This window comes from Shinella sp. GW821-FHT10F02 (assembly GCF_058809275.1).
Genome location: NZ_JBXASL010000001.1, coordinates 234,217 through 249,741 on the forward strand (window position 1 = coordinate 234,217; position 15,525 = coordinate 249,741).

Here is a 15,525-nt window from a genome sequence, read left to right on the forward strand (position 1 = left end):
ACATCGGCAGCCGGCTGGCGCTCCCGCGCCGGAGATCGCTCATGAGCCGCCGCCTTGCGCAACTCTATGCTTCGCTGGCCGTCGAAGCGGCGGCCGGCCGCCTGATCCTGACGGGTGGCCTCCTCGGCGCGGATCATCTGGCCGACCAGTGGCTGGCGCTGTTCGGCGCTGAAAGTCTTATCCTGCATGATGTGATGGTGGTGGACTATGACGACGGTGGTCGGATCACCGTGCACGGCAAAACGGAACTGCTCGGCCGTGGTCGGCTGCCGGCGACGCTGATCCTGTTCGAGGCCAGCGACCGCTTCGGCCGCTATGAGGATTCGATCGAATATGTGCTGACCTTTGACGATGCCGTACCGGCCTGGCGGCTTGCGGATTGGTTCGCGCCGCCGCCCTATCCGTGGAGCACTGCCGCCTTCCCGGCGGAATTCGGCCTTCGCAACGCGGCGCTGGCGGTGTCGTCCTGCGACTTCGAGGAACCCGACGGCCTCGTCTACTCGATCGACGCGCCCGAAACCGCCGTCCGGGCGCCGCTTGGCGCCGGGCTCAATTTCCGGGCCGCGATCGCCGGCTACGACGCCGTTCTCGGTCCGGTCCAGCCACTCGGAATTTTTGCGGAGCATCCGGCTTGCGGGCTCATTTGCGAGGAGGAAGACGGCGATGGGCTGCAACTGTGGCTGTCCTATACGGCGCAAGGCAACGGTGATGGCCTCGCGTCGCTCTCCGTCTCCGGCCTGGCATCGCTCAAGGTCAAGGTGATCGAACTCGGTTGCCGCGGTCCGGTTGGGTCCGACGCCCGCAGCTTCGATGCCATTACCGCCGTCGCCGAGATTACGCTCGGCAAGCACGTGCTCGGCCTCGATGTCAGCCTCTCCGGTTCGCATGCCGCCCTTACCGGCCTTTTCGATGGCGACAAGCCGCTTTCGATTGCCGATATCGAGCACGCTTTCGGCCTCGACGGCATTCGGGCGCTATTGCCCGGACCGCTCGAACATCTGGGCGACGTCGCTCTTGTCGGCTTCGAGGCCGGGCTGGATCTGGAGACGCTGACGCTCGACAGCTTCGGTTTCGAGATCACCACGGAACATCCCTGGTCGCTGATCGACGGCGTCATCGCCGTCCAGCCGTATTTCTACCTCTCGCGGCACGCCGATGGCGGCGAGACGGTAACCGACATCCGCGTCGGCGGGGATTGGTGGCTCGGCTCGGCGCGCTTCGTGGTCGAACTCGATGCGACGACCGGCGATTTCACGGCTGGCATGGCGGTTGGCGAGACGCTCGATGTCGGCGCGATGCTGGCGCAGCTGCTGCCGGGCATCACCCCGCCCGACTGCGCCCTGCTTGACCTCGATATCGATGGCAACCTCGATAACGGACGGTTCGGCCTGCGCATCGAGACGGAAGGCGGTTGGCATTTCGATGTCGGCGGCGCGGAAATCGTAATCGAGAACATCGAGATCACCGCTGACTATGGCGCTGGTGCTCTTTCCGGCCACCTGGCCGGCGACATCACAATTGCCGGCTGGAGCCTACAGGTCAATCTGATCCTCGATGACGTGTGCCGCTTCGAGGTGCTGATCCCCGAGTTGAATGTCGGGCACCTCGCCGACACCTTCCTCACGCTTGTTCATCTGCCGGCTGAAATCCCGGATTTCGTTCTCAGCGACATGACAATCACTATCGGCCCGTCGAGCGGCCTGTTTAGCGTCTCGGGGGCGTCGGCGACAATCGTCGAGCCGTTTGAGGGTTTCAAGGGCCGCATCACACGCTTTTCTGCCGAGCGGAGCGGCGAGGTGGGCGCGCGGACGGTGGAAGCTGCGCTGGAACTGCTGTTCACGATCGACGGGATTCCGCTTGTGGCGGCGGCAGAGTACCGCCATGCCGAAACCGGCGCAACGCCGGAAAGCGAATGGCTGTTCACGCTGCGACAGGGCGAGGCGGAGCTGTCGCTTTCCGGCCTCGTCGAGGCGTTGGAGCGCATGGTCGGCCTGTCCTATCCGTTGGAGGCCGGCGATCTCGCCATCGCCGATCTCGCGCTGAGCTTCACGCTTGGCGGCCCGGATCGCCGGCTTGCCGTCGTCTGCACCATACTGAGCGGGGGTGACACGATGGCGACGTTCCGGCTCGTTGCGGAAAAGCGCGGGGAGGCGGCCTGGAGCAATCTCGTCAATGTCGACGTCTCGCTCGATCGCCTCGATCCGGCGCGATTGCCGTTGGCAGGCCCGATGCTGCGGCAGTCCGGCGTGACACTGGAGACGCTGCGCGTGACGCGGGCGTCACAGGCCGTCAGCCTTGCCGACGGTGCGCGCTTCGCCGACGTGGCGAAGGGCATCACCCTGCCTTTGCCGGCCATCGCCGGGCTGGATGTGGCGTTGCTCGCAAGCGGCCTCAGCCATCTGCCGATCGGCCTCTCCTTTGCTGGCCCCGCGCCCTCGGAGGAAAACGCGCCGCAAGGCGGCCTACCGGTGCCCGCCACCGCGCCCGCCATCGATGAGATGCGGTGGTTCTCGATCAACAAGGGTTTTGGTCCGTTCACGCTGGAGCGGCTCGGCTTGCGCTTCGAGAACGACCGGATGACGCTCGTCTTCGACAGTCATCTCAGCTTCCAGGGATTGACGCTCAGCCTTGCGGGCCTCGGCCTCGGGTCGCGCCTCGACAGGTTCGATCCCGAGTTCCGGCTCGATGGTGTCGGGCTCGGTTTCGCCGCCGGTCCGGTCAGCGTCAGCGGCGGCCTGTTGCGCCGCGACGCGGGCGTTTACGCCGGATCGGTACGCCTGGAGACGGCGGGCTATGTGATCGGCGCCATCGGGCAATATGCAGATCTTGGCGACCGGACGTCGATGTTCGTCTTCGGCGTGCTGGAAGCACCGCTCGGCGGGCCACCCTGCTGCTACGTGCGCGGCGTCGCAGCTGGCCTCGGCCTCAACAGCCGGCTCGAGACACCGGACATCAGCGGCATCGAGGACTTTTCGCTGGTGCAGGCGGCAATGCCTGGCGCCGGCTTCGGCGGGCTGGCGCTGAACGACGTGCTGCGCGCCATGGACCGCGACATCCATCCCGAAGCCGGGCGCGAATGGCTGGCAGCCGGCCTGCGCTTCAGCTCGTTCGAGCTGATCCAGTCGGTCGCCCTTCTGACCGTGCCGCTCGACAATCCCGGCAACATGGCGCTGCTCGGCCTGTCGCGGATGAGCATGCCGCCGGAAGCGCCCAATCCCATCGCGGTGATCGAGATCGGGCTCAAGGCAACGGTGCGGCCCGCATCCGGCGAACTTTGCGTGCAGGGGCAGCTGACCCGCAATTCCTTCCTGCTATCGCACGATTGCCACCCGACGGGCGGTTTCGCCTTCTGCGCCTGGTTTGCCGGAGAGCACGAGGGTGATTTCGTTCTGACGCTTGGCGGCTATCACCCCCGCTTCGACGCGCCGGCGCACTATCCGACACCCGCGCGCCTCGCCATGCGGTGGCAGCTGTCGAATGCGCTTCAGATCAAGGGCACGTCCTATTTCGCGCTCGTGCCGAACGCCGTGATGGCGGGCGGTTCGATGGAGGCGGCCTGGAGTGGCGGGCCGGTCACCGCCTCGTTTCAATGCGGCTATGATTTCCTCATCCAGTGGAAACCCTTTGCCTACGACATCTCGATCACCGTGCAGATCCATGTCGAAGTCGATATCAACCTGCTTTTCACCTCCGTTACGCTCCCGTTCGACCTTGGCGTCGAGCTCCGGTTGCATGGACCCCCGTTCGGTGGCGAGGCGCATATCGATCTCGACGTCGTGTCGTTCACCATTCCGTTCGGCTCCAGCAATCCCGATCGCACCGCGCTCACCTGGGCGCAGTTCAAGCAGTCCTTCCTGCCGGCGCAGCCTGCCCTGCCGCCCGGACGCAGGCTTGCCTGGGGCGGAGCGGACGCGACCAATACGATATGCCTCGCCCGTGCGAGCGGCGGCCTGATGCGCGACCTTTCGAAGGAGCGGGACGACCTGCAATGGGTGCTGAACGGTGAACGACTTGCGCTGGAGATCGTCTGCGCCATCCCTGTGAAGCAGGCGCGCTACAACGGCAGGGTACAGGACGGGCCGTCGGCTGGCGGCTGGTCGCAGCAGGTTGGCGTTGCACCTGCGATGATTGCCGCCCACCGTCTTCAATCCGATCTCGACATTACGCTGACCTGCCTCGATGCGGACACCGCCGCACGCCGCAATGTCGAGGGTGTTCGCATCGAGCCGGTCGTGCGCAGCGTGCCGGCCGCGTTGTGGTCTTCCGACATTGGCGAAGACGGCGCACAACAGGTTCCGCCGCCATCGCTGGGCGGAGAACGCATGGTGGAGGGCGCACTGGTCGGCTTCAATCTCAAGCCGGCACTGGTCGAAACGCACAGCACCGAGACCGTACCGGTCTCGGATCTCAAGCTTGCCCATCCGGCACCACTCGGTTTCGAATGGAGCGATCCGCGGAGGGTTGGAGCGTGTACGGCGACGGACGTCCTTGCTGCGCTTTCCAGGAGGGAGCTGAAGACACGGCCGGCCATCGCGGGCCGCGATCGCCGTCGCTTCGGACACAAGCCCCAGCGCGCAGTGCTCGGAGCCTCACCGGCATGAATCTACCCCTCGCACCCGGTTCCGACGCCGACGGCGCCAGCATCCGATTTGTCGCATCCTTCCCGTCGGCCTTGCCGCCCGGCGAATACACGCTCGACCTTATGCAGTCCATCGAGGCTGCGGGCGAGCACAACACCTTCGTGCACAAGGCGAGGTTCGCCATTGCCGGAGAACGGTTCTCGCTCGATCCAGCCGAGGTCGCTTCAGTGTTCCCGCCGCAGGGCGCGCAGGGCGAGTTCTTCAACGTCCTGCCCCATGCCGTCATCACCCGCCGCACCCTGCCGTGGGAACGCAACCTGATGCACGACGGGGCCGTCCAGGCCGGGCCGCTGCCTTGGCTTGCCGTCCTGGTGCTCGACCAGGCGGACGGCATTGCCGATCCGACGCCGATGGCGATCGGCGATCTCGTGGCGGCGAACGTGCATCCGGGCGGTCGGTTGCCGTCCGGAACGGTCTCCTATCCCGGCCTCGGTCGGCTCGATGCGGGCGAAAGCCATAACGATCCCTGCCTCGTGATCGACCTTGATCTCGACACGTTTCGCCGGATCGCGCCGAGCTTGCAGGATATCGCCTGGCTCGCTCACGGGCGCACCTCCACCACGAACCGGAAGGCCACGCGAGCGACCATGGCAGACATCACGACCGTGCAGGACTATGCGGTTATCGTCGCCAACCGGCTGCCGCGCATGGGCGGGCGCAGCGTCGCCTGCCTCGTGTCGCTCGAAGGGCTGGGCGTATGGCTGCCGGGCGGAGCGTCGCCACTGGCCGGACAGGCCGGGCGCATCCGGCTCGCCTGCCTTGCGACTTGGAGTTTCCATACGCTGGAAGAGCCGCTGTCGTTCGGCGAATGCCTTTCGGCGCTCGATCGCGGCCCCTTGCGCCCGTCTGGCGATGCGCCGGCAGCGGGCCCGGGCGAAGACTACGTCGCTGCCGCGAACGAGATGGGGTATGCGGCGATGCCGCATCGCGAACGCGATGGCGGGCTTGCCGTGTCCTGGTATCGCGGCCCCTTCACGCCGCTTGCCGTGCCGCGGACGGTGGTGCTGCCGCTCGACGGTGCCGACGCGGCGCTGATCGAGGATCCCCGCACGCAGCTCCTTGATGTGTCCTATGCCGCCGCCTGGCAGATCGGCCAGTTGCTCGCGTTGCAGGATCGGGCCTTTTCGACGGCGCTCTATCGCTGGAAGATCGCAACGCGGCGGGATGCGGTCGCTTCCGTCGAGCGAGACCTGCTCAGCCAGCGCCTCGGCCAACCGGAGGGTCGCGCCGGGGCGGCAGGATGGCTCGCAAACCGGCAGCCTGCGTCGCTTGCCCCTGCTGCGATCGTCGAATGGCTCGCGCGTCTGCGTCTCCTGAAGGGCGTGCCGTTTTCCTACCTCGTTCCCGACGAGGCGATGCTGCCGCCCGAATCCATCCGCTTCTTCCATGTCGATCCGAACTGGCTGGATTGCCTGGTGGATGGCGCCTATAGCCTCGGCCGCTTCACAGCTGGCGATCTTGTCCATGACGATACCCATGCGGCGGGCCTGCACGAGGCGGCCGAAAAGGCGGTTCGGTGGTCCCTGCGCCCGGATTCCGCGAGCGCCGGCGGCACGGTTGCTTCAGCAACAGGCTTCCTGTTGCGCTCCAAGGCAGTTTCGTTCTGGCCGGGCATGGAGATCGAAGGGAAGAACAAGGCTGGCGATCTCTTGCCGCTGCTCCGGTTCGAAACTCTGTCGCCGAGCCTCATGCTGGCCCTTTTCGACGGAGTGGCGGAGGAGGTCGTCCTGCACGAGCCGGCGGAGGCGATCCATTTCGGCGTCGATCTGCACCTCAAATCCGGTGTTGCCTCAAAGAAGTTGCGGGTGAACTCGACGTCGGTCGCAGTCGCGTTTCGCCCCGCAGGACACGTGCTGGAGGTCGCGGCGCTGGCAGAAAACATGCGGCAGGCGTTTGGCGGCGCGCCGTTTACGCAGGCCGAATTCGCGCGCGAGATGATCGAGGGGGTCGGCTGCGTCGTCTTCAAACAGTCGGAGGCGCGCCTTGAGCGACGATAGCCTGATCGTTCCGATCGATGTCGAGGCGCTGTGCGTCGGCGGGCAAATGTCCGATGCCGGTCTGCGGTTTCGCGGCGCGACTGCGGATTTCTCCTCCCTGCCGGGCCAGGATTCTGAGGTGGAGTGGAGCGGCAAACCCTATATCGGCGAAAGCATCGATGCCCTGTCCGAGACGATGCCCGATCCCGGCATCCACCTGCACTGGGCCTTGCCGGATGCGCTGACCAAGGCGATCCTCGACGAGGAGCGCGGGCTCACGTTTCCAGCGGTGCCGAACCGCTGGCTGGTGGTGCGCATCGTCATCCGGGTGGATGCCGAACGGCACCCGCGGCCCCTGTTGCGCGGCTGGGTGGTGGAAAGCGATTTCCAGCATGCCGATCCGGCCGCGGCCACCGTCTCGGTGCCGCATCAGCCGGAGGATGGCGGCCAGTTCCACCGTTATCTCGGACGCTTCGTCGCACTGGAGGATTGGCGCGAAGGCGCCGATCCGGGGGAACGTTTTGGCGACGGCAGGCCGTTGACGGCCATCGGCTATGGCGACACGAGCTTTGCGGCCTATTATCCCAATTGCCGGAACATCTTCGGCTTTCACGATGCGCTTGCCGATCTTGGCGACTTTGACGCCGCTTCGGGCGACCGCCTGACCTATCTGGTCGCCGGATGGTTCAGCGCGGCTGCGCTGGAACCCCGACTGGATCCGACGCCGATCGCTCATGGCTTCGCCTGGCGCGCTTCGCCGTCGCCCGCAGGTCCCCCCGCGCGTTGCCTTGCATCCGGCCTTGTCCGCGCGATCGCCTGGAACCCGGATGAAATGCCGGCAAGACAGGACGTTCCCGCCCTGGAAATCGCGATCGGCAACAGCCAGGCTGACTGCGTTTCGGCGCTCCTCGCCAACCGCCCGAACCTGCTTGGCGACGAGCAAGCCATCTTCCTTCTGGACGCCGTGCAGTCCGGCATGCTGACCGACCATGTCGGGCCCGATTTCCAGGTCAAGCTGGATCATCTCCTTCACGCAGCGAGCTTTGCCACGGTGGCCGGGGAAACCGCCTGGCAGATCGCGGCGTCGGCGGAGCGGGCGCTTGAACCGCGCGATGCGCCGCCGCGGACGGGCGTGGCGATCAGCGAACCGCTCGCTGAAAGGCTTGTGGCAGTCAATGCATTGGAATGCGATTTGGCGCGCGCGACGGCCGATCTGGCAGCCCGTCGCGAGACGCTGGTCTTCGACTGGCGTCGCTTCATGCAGGTCCTTCATGCCACCCATGACGAAACCATCCTGCAATTGGTGCCGGATCTCGCCGATATCGGCAACCGTGCGGAATTCGCGCGGAATCTGCGGTCCCTGCTTGAAGCAGAGTGTGCGGCACTGGTCGACGACACGACACGCATCGGTACGCTTACGCGACCCGTCGACGGATCGCTGCCGACGGGATCTCCAGCCGATTCCCTCGCCGGGCGGCTTGCAAAGGCGCTTGCCGGGCTTGCCGGGGCGGTCCAGGCGGAGTGCGGCGATGCGATGGCCCTCAAAGCGGTGCCGGGAGCGCGGTTCTGGGAGCCCGTCGATCCCGTCATCCTGCTTGCGGGCGAAGACGCACGCCCGCCCGTGCGCTATGGCGGAGACAGCAAGCAGAGCGCCGATGGGCTTCTGCCGTGCCGGCGCACGAGCGAACTGCAGGCGACATTGACCCTTGATCGGGGCGGTCGGAAGGACGTGTTCGATGCGTCCGAATGGCTCGCGCAGCTGCCGCTTGCCGGTTTGCCGATCGCGGGCGATGCGCGCGCGCTCGTTGCCGAAGCGCTGCTGACCGATCCTGACCTTGCAGTCCACGTCGCGTGCAGGATCTTGGGCGCTGCCGATGGGAAAGCGCAAGCGGTTGCAGCGGATATCCGCGCCGCACTTCAGGCCGATGCGGCGGGGCAGGACGGGGCCGGCGTCCAGTTTGCCGGTGTGCCGGTCGCAAAGATCGGCAACCGCACCTGGCAGGGTAATCCCTGGCTCCCGCTTTTCCTTGACTGGGAGGCGGAATATGCCCCGCTGCTGGTTCCCGACCGGCCGTCTCGGGACGGTTCGAGGCCATTTTCTCCAGATGCGCTGATGGCGCGCTACGACTTCGATGCGGAGACGATCGACCTCATTCCGCGCGACGCCGTGGCAAGCCGGACGCTGGCGCCGGTTCCGCTGCGCGGGACGGGGCTCCTGACGCAATCTGCCTTCCGCAGTCTTGCCGCCTCGCTCGATACGCTTGCCGCCCATGTGCCCGATCAGCAGCTACACGAGGCGATTGCGGCCGCTGTAAAGGTTCCGGCGCTTTCTCACGTGCTGACCGGCTTTAACCAGTCGCTGCTGGCACGCCAGCGCGCCATGCAGTTGCGCGTACTCGATCCCTTCGGACCGGACGACGAGCTCACCCAGACGGTGGCGACGCTGGCGCCGGATCGCGACGATGTACGCGCGCGTCCGTTTTCGCCCTTCCTGCCGATCCGGGGCGGCTATCTCCGGATTGCCAGTCTGTCCCTGATCGATGTCTTCGGGCAGGAGCGATCACTGGATATCGACCGCGCGCGACTGGCGCGAGCACGAGGTCTCGTGCCGGGCGATCCTTCCAGAAAGGCCAACCGCCAGGCGCAGCTGCCGCCGCGGTTTCTTCAGCCGGCGCGCTTGAATTTCCGCCTTCTGGACGCGCGCGACGATGGCAGCGATACGCACGAGCATCCGTCGAGCAGCCCGGTCTGCGGCTGGGTGGTGGTCAACAATCTCGATCTCGGCCTGGTGGTTCATACGGCGGAGGGGGCTGCTTGCGGCACGTTGCGGCTCGTCGAGGACCAGAGCGAGGCGATCTGGGAGCCAACGGCCGGTTCCGCGGTTCAGACGATTGCCGATCCTCATCTCGCGGACTTCGTCCGCGGCGTGCTGGAGCATGAGCAGCCCGCGGCATTTCTGGCGGAGTTCGCCGATGTCATCGATCGATCGCTGGTAACCATCATTCCGAACAAGGCCAATAGCGACGAGGCGTTGAGCCTCCTCCTCGGCCGGCCGCTGGCGCTGGTGCGCGCCAGCCTGTCGCTCGAGCTCAAGGGTGGGCCGCGGGGGAGGGCGGACTGGGATATGCTGACGCGTCGCGTGACGCGCATCAGCGAGGACGACGAGGCCGCGGTGCAGGACCTCGACACGCTCGGCTTCGAGGCGGTGAGGATCCCGGTGCGGCTCGGCAATCTGAACCAGATCGAGGACGGGCTGGTCGGCTATTTTCTCGAAAATGCCGGCGGTACGGACTACAGCCGGTTCTATGCGGCTGCGGGGAGGGGAGAGCACGGCGTCGAGCCGTCGGTCGACAATCCGGTGATGATCGCAGCAGCAGACTGGCAGACGCCGGTGCGCGTGACATTGCTGATGGACCCGTTCGGCACCGTGCACGCCAATTGCGGCCTGTTACCAGTCAAGGGCATCGATATACCCATGCAGCACTACACCGGCGCACTCGCCTCGCTTGAGACGAACTTCCCCTGCGGTCCGGTGCTCGCATCCGGCGAGATGCGCCTGCCACTGCCGGCGCTGGCTGGCTACGGTTGGAGCTGGGTGGAAGCCGAGGAGGACGGCTGGCACCAGATCGACGACCTGCCGGGCACCGGCGAGCGGCCGACCACGTCCTATAGCCCCCTGCATATCGCCGATGGCTGGCTGCGGCTCGTGCCGCGGCCGACGCCGACCGGCCGGGAACGGGAAACAAACGCGCCGTAGTCCCCTGGCGCCTGCCTAATCGCCTACAACCCTGCTGATGGAGATCGTTTCGATGACATTCAATCCGAAGATCAAGATGAGCTTTCAGTATCCAGGCCGCAAGCCCGTCCTGTTCCGTAGTGCCACGCGCGGCCGCAACGACATATTTCTGGTGCTCACCAATGCGGGCAACGACGCTTTGACCCTGAAGGCCGGTGCCACCAAAATCGCGCTGAACCTCCGGGAACTGTGCGGCAAGGATGAACTCGCCGAGCTTCGCCTGTCGGCAGAGGGCTGGGAGAGTGAGAGCGGCAATGACGGGCCGACGCTGTCGCCCGCAAGCGATATTCGCTGGGACAAGCAGGAGGTGCTGACGTTTTCCCTGAGTTTCGGTACGCTCGGCATCGGATCGAAGCTTGGCGACAAGCATGTGCAGGTAATGGTGAAGAAGATCTGGCCGGCCGCCGATGGTCCGGCCTGCCCGTCGAAAACCTTCGACGACTTCATGGTCCTGGTCGACAAGCCCGAGAAGAGCGATCCGGCGCGGCTCTTAACGAATGCCCTTTCTTTCGAAATCTCGTCGCGCTCCATCCTGACGTCCGTCGGGCGCGACTATCTCATCCCCAACGATCTCGTCCTGACCATTCGCAACCGGGACAAGGACACGCCGCTGCATTCGGGCAGCTCGGGTGGCGACGGGCCGACGTTCACGCTCGTTTTCCCCTCGACCGTGGTGGAGGAAGGCGAGGAGGAAGAGCTGACCGGGAGCACGGCGCTGACGACGGCCAGGCTGGCGCAGGCGATCGAAGTGAAGCCCGTTGGCGATGGAAAGCACCGCTGGATTTCCGCAGGCCCCGATAGCGACAGTCTCGTCTGCGAGGTAAAGCCGCACAAGGACAACCGTGAACTGATCGACAAGAGCGGCGCGCTGGAACTGCACATTTCCAAACTGCAATCGAACCTTCCGCCCTTCGCCACCCAGATCTATGTGCTCTACGGCGGTTTTGACGGCTATGATCCGGGCTACGAGACGTTGGAGCTCTCCCGGCAAATCCCGGAGCCGCAGGTCAAGAGTTTCCTGGCGGAGCCACCCTCGCTCTATTGCGGCGAGGAGAACCGGTTGAGCTGGGAGGTTCTCGGCTGTGACCGCGTCGAGCTGTTCTACGTCGAATATGGCATCGCGGTCCGGAAAAGCAGCGCCCGGGGCAACCCGCGCCTCGGCGTGCCGAAGGGCGATCTCACCATGACGCCCTATCAGGACACGGTCTATACGCTGTCGCTCTATAAGGAGGACCAGTTGGTTAGGGAAGCCACGATCGCCGTGGATGTCGTCATGCCTGAAATGGATTTCCGCATGACGCCGCCAGCAGCAGCAATGGACGAGCGGGCGATACTCTCCTGGACCCTGACCGGGCGCTGGGGGTTCGAGGGCAAGATCACCGAAGGCCGCACCGTGTTGCAGAAGATCTCCAAGCCCGCGACTGATGTGCCCCTTCGCGGAAACATGCCTGAAACGGTGCGCCAGAACCGCTTCTATCGCCTGAGTGGCGTGTGGGCGACGCCGGACCCGTTGCCGATGGAAGCAGAGGCGACGCTGAGCGTCGTAGAACCAGTCGCAAGTATCAACTATTTCCGCATGTATCGGACGGTCGACCGGATTTTCGGCGACATCTCGTTTGCTTGGTCGGGCCGCAATGTCGAAAGCTACATGATCGGCCATTGCGCAGCGGGCAGTTTTCCCGGCACCGATCGCCTCGGGACCCTTGTGGGCGACGACACCACCGTATTCGACGTCTTCACCATGATCGAAATCGACTGGTCGAACACGGGCACCAGCGTGACCGTGCCCATGGCCGCAATTCTTGGCTGGTATGGCGACGAGGGCGATCCGACGCTTGACTGGTGCAACAAAAGCCTCGCTCAACGGGATTTCTACCTGATGGCCTTCGACCAGCACGGAACAAGCGCCGTCCCCGTCATCTCCCCGGCAACGATAGTACCCCGAGGGCAAGAGCTTTGAGGAGAAGGCTGCTTTCTCATGCGCTCTAGGTCTGCCAGCAGCCTACATCTGTCGAGAGAGGGGCCGATTGATAAAATCCACCAAGACCAAGATTAGTGCTGGTTTCGTGTCTCAATCGCATGGTGCGCCGCATTGCTGAAATTTAGAAACGGTGCCCCACTCGCACCGTTACAGCGGCCTGCCACGGTCGTCCTCCAGCCACCTGCCGAAGAAATACGCGATCTGCTTGTGCCACCATGGCCAGTCGTGGCTCGCGTCCGGTCCCCAGAAATCGACCCACGCGGGGATTCCTTTCTCGCGCAGCACGGCCTCCAGATTATGGGTGTCCTCGATCATCTGCTCCTCCCAGGCGCCCTGGCCGCAGCAGAAGAACAGGCGGCGGGAGCGAATCCGGTTAAGGAGGTCGCCTTCGGGCATTCCTGCGAGATAGTTCACCGGCGAGTTGAAGTAGATCTGGCCGTCCAGGGCATCGCCAAAGAAATGCCGAGTGGAGTAGACGCCACTCAGCGCGATGACGCCGGCGGCGCGGTCGGGGAAGCGGAACAGGAAGTTGCTGGCGTGGAAGGCGCCCATCGAACAGCCCGACAGGATCGGCAAGCCGCCGCCGGCGGCAAGGATTTCCGGCAGCAATTCGTCGTTGATATAGCGGAAATAGGATTCGTGGCGGGCGATCCGGGCCGCAAGGTCATGGCCGTTGGAAAAGAAGCTCTCGCCGTCGATGCCGTCGGCGGTCCAGAGCCTGATTTCGCCGGCCTCGATGCGATCGGCCAGCGCGTTGACGCCGCCGGAATCCTCGTACTGGTAGAAGCGTCCGTTGGATGTCGGGAAGACCAGAACCGGCCGGCCGGCATGGCCGTAGGTCTTGAACTCCATCTCCCGCCCGAGGTGATGGCTGAAGCGCTTGTGATAGTCGACCTGCACCGTATTAACGCTCCACATCCTGGATGAAGCGCACGATGGCTTTCACCTCTTCAAAATCTTCCGAACGGAACTGATAGGCGAAATTGCCCATAGCCCGGCTGAACACATCCTCGATCGGCGCGCAATGCACGATCTTCTTGCCATGGGCCGCCAGAATCGCCCCGTGGTCGTTGACGTAGCGAATGTGATTCTTGCGGCTGGCATAGCCGGTATAGTAGCGCCCCGTGAAGGGGCCGGCGACCTTGTTGTTGACGACCATGCCGGCCCATTCACGATAGACGTCCATATCGTAGGAATAGTTGATGGCGTCGGTCATCCAGGCGCCGGGCGGGCGCATGTTGACCTCCAGCGCCACGATGCGCCCGTCCGAGCGGGTCTGGAAGAACTCGATATGGAAGAACTTTTCGCGGATGCCGAAGGCTTTCACGGCGGCGCGGCCGGCCTTTTCCACTGCGGGATCGACGAAGGGCAGGCAATAGTAGTTGAGGTGCGAATCGGCGTTGACCACGCCCATGATGCTCTGCTCGAAACGGTGGCTGGCGGCGAAGACGATCTCGCCGTCGCGGTTCACCAGCCCGTCATAGGTCAGGATGATGCCGTCGATGAACTGTTCGGCGACATAACGCACGCCAGGCTTTTTCGCCGCCTCGAAGGCATCGAGATCCGACTTGTCGCTGATCTTCAGCGTGTTGCTGGCGCCCGAGCCCTGGTCCGGCTTGATCACGATGGGATAGCCGACCTCGGCGATGAAGGCCTCCACGCCGGCCCGGTCGACATAGCCGTGCTGGCGGATCGTCTCGACGCCGGCCTTCTTGAAGAAGGCGCTCATCTTCGACTTGTGCTTGAGGTTCTCGATGAAATCGCTGCGGATGCCGGGAATGTTGAAATCGGTGCGGATGGCCGCGTCGTGCTCCAGCCAGTGCTCGTTCAGCGATTCGAAGCGCTCGATGCGGCCCCAGCGATGGATGAAATGGCCCATGGCGCGCAGCACCTGGTCGGCATTCTCCATGTCGGCGACGCGGTAATATTCGCTGAGGGCGTTCTTGAGCTTAGGGGCGAGCCGGTCGAAGGGGGCATCGCCGATCCCCAGGATCGTGGCGCCGGCCTGCCGGAGGCGATCGCAGAAGTCGGCATTGTTGGCGGGAAAGTGCGGAGAGAAGAACACGAATTTCACGAGGAACTGCTCCGGGAGGTGGAAGGGAATATTAGTCGAGGTCGAAATGAGAGAAAAGTGGGGCTTGGCGCCACAATCGCAGCGCAAAACCGGTTTGGCCGGCGTGTCTAGAGACCACCGATCGCCTCGTTGACGGCCTCGATCCGGCGCAGGCGGGCGCGCCCCTCGGCGCCGGCGCGAAGGCTCGCATGCACCATGATCCGGTGGCAGACGGCCAGCACGGCAGCGTGGTTGAACTGCGGGCTGCGGGTCTGCGTGCCGCAGACGATGTGCCAGGCAAGATCGCCGCGCGGTTCGACGCTTTCGTCGGTGACGAGCGCGACCGCGGCACCCGATTGCCTGATGTGCTCGATCACGGCCTCGGTTCCGGCCGCCCGCCGGCGCAGGGCGAAGACGATGACGCAATCCTCCGGCTGCATGGCGACGATGTGCTCGCCGAGCGTCTCGCCCCCCTGCGGCACCACCGCGACATCGGCGGCGAGCTTGACGAGCTGCCAGGCCAGATAGGTCGCGAAACTGTGGCTGATCCGCTGCCCGACCAGCCAGATCTTTCGCGACGAGAGCAGCCGGGCGGCGAGCGCTTCGAATTTTTCCGGCGGAAAGCGCCGAAAGGTCCATTCCAGGTTTTCTCGCTCCTCCTCGATCTGCGTTGCCGGGTCGGCAGCGTCGAGGTCTTCCTTGCGGGCGAGGTAGAGCCGCGAGCCGGTGCGGCCTTCCTCGCGAGCGGCGCGGCGGGCCTGTTCGTAGCTGTCATAACCGAGGCGGCGCACGAAACGGGAGACCGTCGCCTTCGAGACCTCGGCCAGCCGCGCCAACTCCTGCGCATCGTAGCTTGCCAGTTCGCCGGGGAAATCGATGAGGAAGGTCGCAAGCTGCCGCTCGGCAGGCGCGAGGTCCGGCAGGGCCGCGGTGATGCGTTCGAGAAAACCCGGGGTAGGCGTCATCAGGGGTCCGAAAAAGGCGTTTCAGGAGAGTTAGACTATGCGGAACGGGGGCGGTCAAGGCGTGTGCGCCGAGGGAAAGGCGTCGGATTTTGAAACTGTGGTTTCACGTCTGGC

The 15,525-nt window shown here is 64.9% G+C and carries 7 protein-coding genes; 4 read left to right on the forward strand and 3 right to left on the reverse strand.

Annotated elements, in window-relative coordinates; genetic code table 11:
* Positions 1-41: 41 nt before the first annotated feature.
* From AC1RWL_RS01140 to AC1RWL_RS01155, 4 genes are read left to right on the forward strand one after another with little or no spacing between them, the layout of a single operon-like run.
* A complete protein-coding gene (locus AC1RWL_RS01140; protein WP_493093626.1) occupies positions 42-4,601 on the forward strand; it encodes a DUF6603 domain-containing protein in 4,560 nt (1,519 codons plus the stop codon).
* On the forward strand, positions 4,598-6,637 hold the full coding sequence (locus AC1RWL_RS01145; RefSeq protein ID WP_493093625.1) for a hypothetical protein: 2,040 nt from the start codon (positions 4,598-4,600) through the stop codon (positions 6,635-6,637). Before AC1RWL_RS01140 ends, AC1RWL_RS01145 begins: the two co-directional genes overlap by 4 nt.
* Positions 6,624-10,373, forward strand: coding sequence for a hypothetical protein (locus tag AC1RWL_RS01150; protein ID WP_493093624.1), 3,750 nt, complete (start codon positions 6,624-6,626; stop codon positions 10,371-10,373). Before AC1RWL_RS01145 ends, AC1RWL_RS01150 begins: the two co-directional genes overlap by 14 nt.
* Before the next feature lie 52 nt (positions 10,374-10,425).
* Positions 10,426-12,372 (forward strand): hypothetical protein, encoded by a 1,947-nt coding sequence (locus AC1RWL_RS01155; protein ID WP_493093623.1) that lies wholly within the window; start codon positions 10,426-10,428, stop codon positions 12,370-12,372.
* Positions 12,373-12,540: 168 nt separating this feature from the next.
* On the opposite strand, the gene AC1RWL_RS01160 is transcribed toward AC1RWL_RS01155, so the two are convergent.
* The 3 genes from AC1RWL_RS01160 to AC1RWL_RS01170 all read right to left on the reverse strand — a co-directional run bounded on the left by AC1RWL_RS01160 (position 12,541) and on the right by AC1RWL_RS01170 (position 15,411).
* Positions 12,541-13,311: an esterase family protein gene (locus tag AC1RWL_RS01160; RefSeq protein ID WP_493158191.1), complete on the reverse strand. Its 771-nt coding sequence runs from the start codon at positions 13,309-13,311 to the stop codon at positions 12,541-12,543.
* The gene (locus tag AC1RWL_RS01165) at positions 13,298-14,467 is read right to left on the reverse strand and encodes an ATP-grasp domain-containing protein (RefSeq protein ID WP_493093621.1); all 1,170 of its coding nucleotides are present in this window, start codon (positions 14,465-14,467) and stop codon (positions 13,298-13,300) included. The genes AC1RWL_RS01160 and AC1RWL_RS01165 overlap by 14 nt, the downstream gene beginning before the upstream one ends.
* 107 nt (positions 14,468-14,574) lie before the next feature.
* Complete coding sequence (locus AC1RWL_RS01170) at positions 14,575-15,411, reverse strand: MurR/RpiR family transcriptional regulator (protein WP_493093620.1); 837 nt, start codon at positions 15,409-15,411, stop codon at positions 14,575-14,577.
* Positions 15,412-15,525 lie beyond the last annotated feature (114 nt).